Source organism: Sphingobium sp. ba1 (assembly GCF_000743655.1).
Taxonomy (GTDB): domain Bacteria; phylum Pseudomonadota; class Alphaproteobacteria; order Sphingomonadales; family Sphingomonadaceae; genus Sphingobium.
Map to the genome: position 1 here is coordinate 791,100 of NZ_JPPQ01000069.1, position 3,133 is coordinate 794,232.

Sequence of the window (3,133 nt, forward strand, 5' to 3'; positions counted from 1 at the left end):
CACGAGTGCGGCTCCTGCGGGCCGCGAGGTCCCGCTTGTGCCCAAGCAGCAGGCTTCGCTGTGGACCCGCTACGACTTCACCCCTCGCTTGGGAGGGGGGGTCGGCGTCTACCACCAGTCAAAAAGCTTCACCTCCGTCAGCAATGCCGCCGTCCTGCCTGCGTTCACCCGCGTCGATGCCGCCGCGTTCTTCAAGCTCACCCCCCACATCGAGGCGCAAATCAACGTCGAGAACCTCCTCGACAGCAATTATTTCTCGTCCGCCTACAACGACAACAACGTCATGCCCGGTGCGCCGACCACCGCGCGAGCGACGATTAGGGTGAACTTCTAAACTTTTACGCTCAGGGGGACGGAGCAGTGCTGGCGCGACGTACACATTCATCCAACACACGCCCGCTGCGGATGATCAAAACCCGGTTTCGACCGAGGTGTCGCAGGATGCATGAAGAAAGAGCATGGCGTCGCTTGCACGACGTACTGCGGCATTGTCGCCCAAATAAAAGTCGATTCCTTTATAAGGCTGCACCCCTCCCACGATCTCGACCGCGGATTGCGGTGCATTCGTCGACATCCGACCCCGCACCGCAATCGCTCGCGCCAGATCGATCTTGGTCAGCTAGCGACAAGGTCATCAAGCAATTGCCATTGAAAACCTTTGTCACTTTCGACGCACGCGCGAATCCCGGCCAGGGCATTGCTTCAGCTGGACCACGAGCCAACATATCCTGCAAGAATTTGAGTGCGCCGGCCGTGGTCTTGGGTTGCTCGCAGTCACCTGCGCAGTCGCTGGAACAGCCAAAACAGTCATTAGCACGAAAACGCCGAGGTACATGACGTTTAGCATAGCCCACTCCCAACATCGTGATCCGCACCGGACTCAGGAGGGGCAGAACAATCTGCTTCGAGGATCATACGTCCCATGATGTATGCTTCATCGGCTGCGATCGCATTATTATCATCCACCCGAACTATATCACAGATGCTATACCCTAGACGATCGTAGAGCGCCCTTGCGCGATGATTTCGAATTGCGACTAAGAACATAAGGAAGCGCAATTGGCGTCCTTTAGCCCATTTTTCCGCTAGAGAAACCAGCTGTGCTCCAAGTCCGTTGCCCCAGTATTGTGGACGGATTGCCAGATTAAACGATGCAAACTCATATGCTCCTTCGACCGTTACTCTCCTGACATCAATATAGCCGACAATGTGTTTCCGGGTTTCTACGACGAAAATGCCTTGTTCTCCGAGCTTCGAAGCCTGCAACTCAGAGTTGCAGCGCTTCAATAGCGCATGTGGATCAGCGACGTCGAACACCATGTGCTCTGTCTCGACGCTCAGCGCTGTCTTCAGAGCTGCCAGTGCCTTTGCGTCATGTACGCTCGCGGGTCGGGCAATGAACTTGGGCGAGGTTCGCGTATTGACGTTCTGCCTGGCGAGGAGGGGTGTAGCTGCGACGGATGCCGGTACATCAATCATGCGCGGCACTCCTGTTGCGCTGCGGCGGGACCGCTCAGCCCAGGAGTGCCGGCGCCACCCGAGCGCCGGCCGGAGAAAGTCCCGTACAAGATTCCTGCTCGTCGCCAGACCGTGTCGGACACCTCTCCCTGCAAACACTTTCGCGCTTCGATCGAAGCCAAATACAAACCGGTCATGTTAGTGAAGACCGATATGAGATCCACTGTAAGGGCGGACAGTGCGCCACCCATGATGTTGTGCGCTAACCAAAAAGGAGAGCCGATCAGGAACACTGTTTTCATCCGCATGGGCGACGGCTGATTGCGCGCGCTCATGTTTATGATGCCTCCACTGGCCGCGAAAAGCGACGCTATGCCTACCCAAGTAAATAGGACAAGCGTCAGGAGCGTGACGAGGCTCGCAATGTTGAGCGCCGACCGTACTCCACGATCCCGCACCGTCAGCGCAATCAAGAGCTGCGCAAGCGAGATGCCGCATGCGACCGCCGCGGTCGAGGCACCAAGGACGGAAAATTGAAGCGTGAACGCCACCGCGCCCACGCTCTGGACGACGATCACCCGCCGCAAGCAACGTAGAAATGGCCAGGTCATGACACAGGCGAGCCCGATCATGCCCAGAAGGATGCTGATCGCACTCGCAGTATATATCGCATCATCGATCAAGTATGGCATGCGCTCTCTCGGGAGGAGGGATGCCCGAACAGTAAAGAGACGCGGTTAATAAACTCTTTACAATTTGCTTTAGATCGCAAACCGACCGCAATTTGGATCGATCGGCCCCCCGCCCAGGCCAAACCATAGCTTTAGAGGCTAGCAAGGAGCGACATCAACACTGTTTTGGTGCGTCTCAGCATGCGCTGTGAACGATTGGACGCAATGGAAGAGTGCGCCGCGGCGCTCGGGGGCGTTCCCGCTTAGTGACATTCGTTCACGTCGGATTCGAGGGGTGTTCGCCGGCCGTGCGTAAAGGATGTGAGCACGGCGGAGGAATGAACATGGATATGGATTTGGACAGCGCCTTGCGCCGCCTTGCCGAGCAGCCGCTTCATCCCCGGCTCGCTGAACTGGAAGGCGATGTCATGCGGTTGATCGCGGCGGAGCGGCGCGCCGGCGGCGGAGTGACACTGCGGACTGGCATGCTGGCAGCGGTAGGCGCGGTCGCCTTGGGAGTGGTGGGCGGCGGATTGTCGTCCGCAGCGGCGCCTGCGCAGATGCCGACGCTGACGCCTTTCGGGCCTGCCGCGCCGCTAGCGCCTTCGACCTTGCTGGCGTTCCAGTGACGGGCAGCGCCCGGAGAACGATGCTGATCGCGGCCATCGCGTTCACAGCGGCGGTCGCAGGCGTGTGGGCTGGACGCGAAGTGTTTCCTTCGTCGACGACCCCAGGCGTGGAGCTTCACAGATTGCTCCACGACGGGCTTGAGTTGGACGAGGCTCAACGGACCAAACTCCAGACGCTGGAGTCACGCTTCGCCGTTCGAAGGCGTGCATTGGAGCTGGAACTCAGGGCCGACAACGCGCGGCTCGCCGACGCCATTGAAGTCGAGCATGGCAATGGGCCGCAGGTCGCGGCGGCTGTCGATCGTTCGCACGGCACGATGGGCGAGCTCCAAAAGGAGACGTTGAACCATATGTTCGCGATGCGGCAGATCCTGC

General features: G+C 59.0%; 5 protein-coding genes. 3 read left to right on the forward strand and 2 right to left on the reverse strand.

Annotated features, from left to right (window positions below; translation table 11 throughout):
- Positions 1–334: TonB-dependent receptor domain-containing protein (locus IL54_RS06800; RefSeq protein ID WP_156106275.1), on the forward strand; the 334-nt coding region annotated here is incomplete at its 5' end.
- A 506-nt stretch (positions 335–840) separates the two neighbouring features.
- Here IL54_RS06800 and IL54_RS22780 read toward each other — a convergent pair.
- Positions 841–1,479, reverse strand: a complete 639-nt coding sequence (locus IL54_RS22780; RefSeq protein WP_076605469.1) for a GNAT family N-acetyltransferase — start codon at positions 1,477–1,479, stop codon at positions 841–843.
- A complete protein-coding gene (locus IL54_RS06805; RefSeq protein WP_052027587.1) occupies positions 1,476–2,150 on the reverse strand; it encodes a YgjV family protein in 675 nt (224 codons plus the stop codon). The genes IL54_RS22780 and IL54_RS06805 overlap by 4 nt, the downstream gene beginning before the upstream one ends.
- Before the next feature lie 323 nt (positions 2,151–2,473).
- Here IL54_RS06805 and IL54_RS06810 point away from each other — a divergent pair, with 323 nt between their 5' ends.
- Both IL54_RS06810 and IL54_RS22785 read left to right on the forward strand, forming a co-directional pair.
- A complete protein-coding gene (locus IL54_RS06810) occupies positions 2,474–2,758 on the forward strand; it encodes a hypothetical protein (protein ID WP_004212939.1) in 285 nt (94 codons plus the stop codon).
- Between the two features lie 20 nt (positions 2,759–2,778).
- On the forward strand, positions 2,779–3,133 hold a 355-nt coding region (locus tag IL54_RS22785), incomplete at its 3' end, for a periplasmic heavy metal sensor (RefSeq protein ID WP_076605552.1).

What these genes read in the sequence shown, in the direction of transcription:
- IL54_RS22780 (WP_076605469.1), bottom strand. Translation starts at nt 1,479, where the DNA reads ATGATTGATGTACCGGCATCCGTCGCAGCTACACCCCTCCTCGCCAGG.
- IL54_RS06805 (WP_052027587.1), bottom strand. Translation starts at nt 2,150, where the DNA reads ATGCCATACTTGATCGATGATGCGATATATACTGCGAGTGCGATCAGC.
- IL54_RS06810 (WP_004212939.1), top strand. Translation starts at nt 2,474, where the DNA reads ATGGATATGGATTTGGACAGCGCCTTGCGCCGCCTTGCCGAGCAGCCG.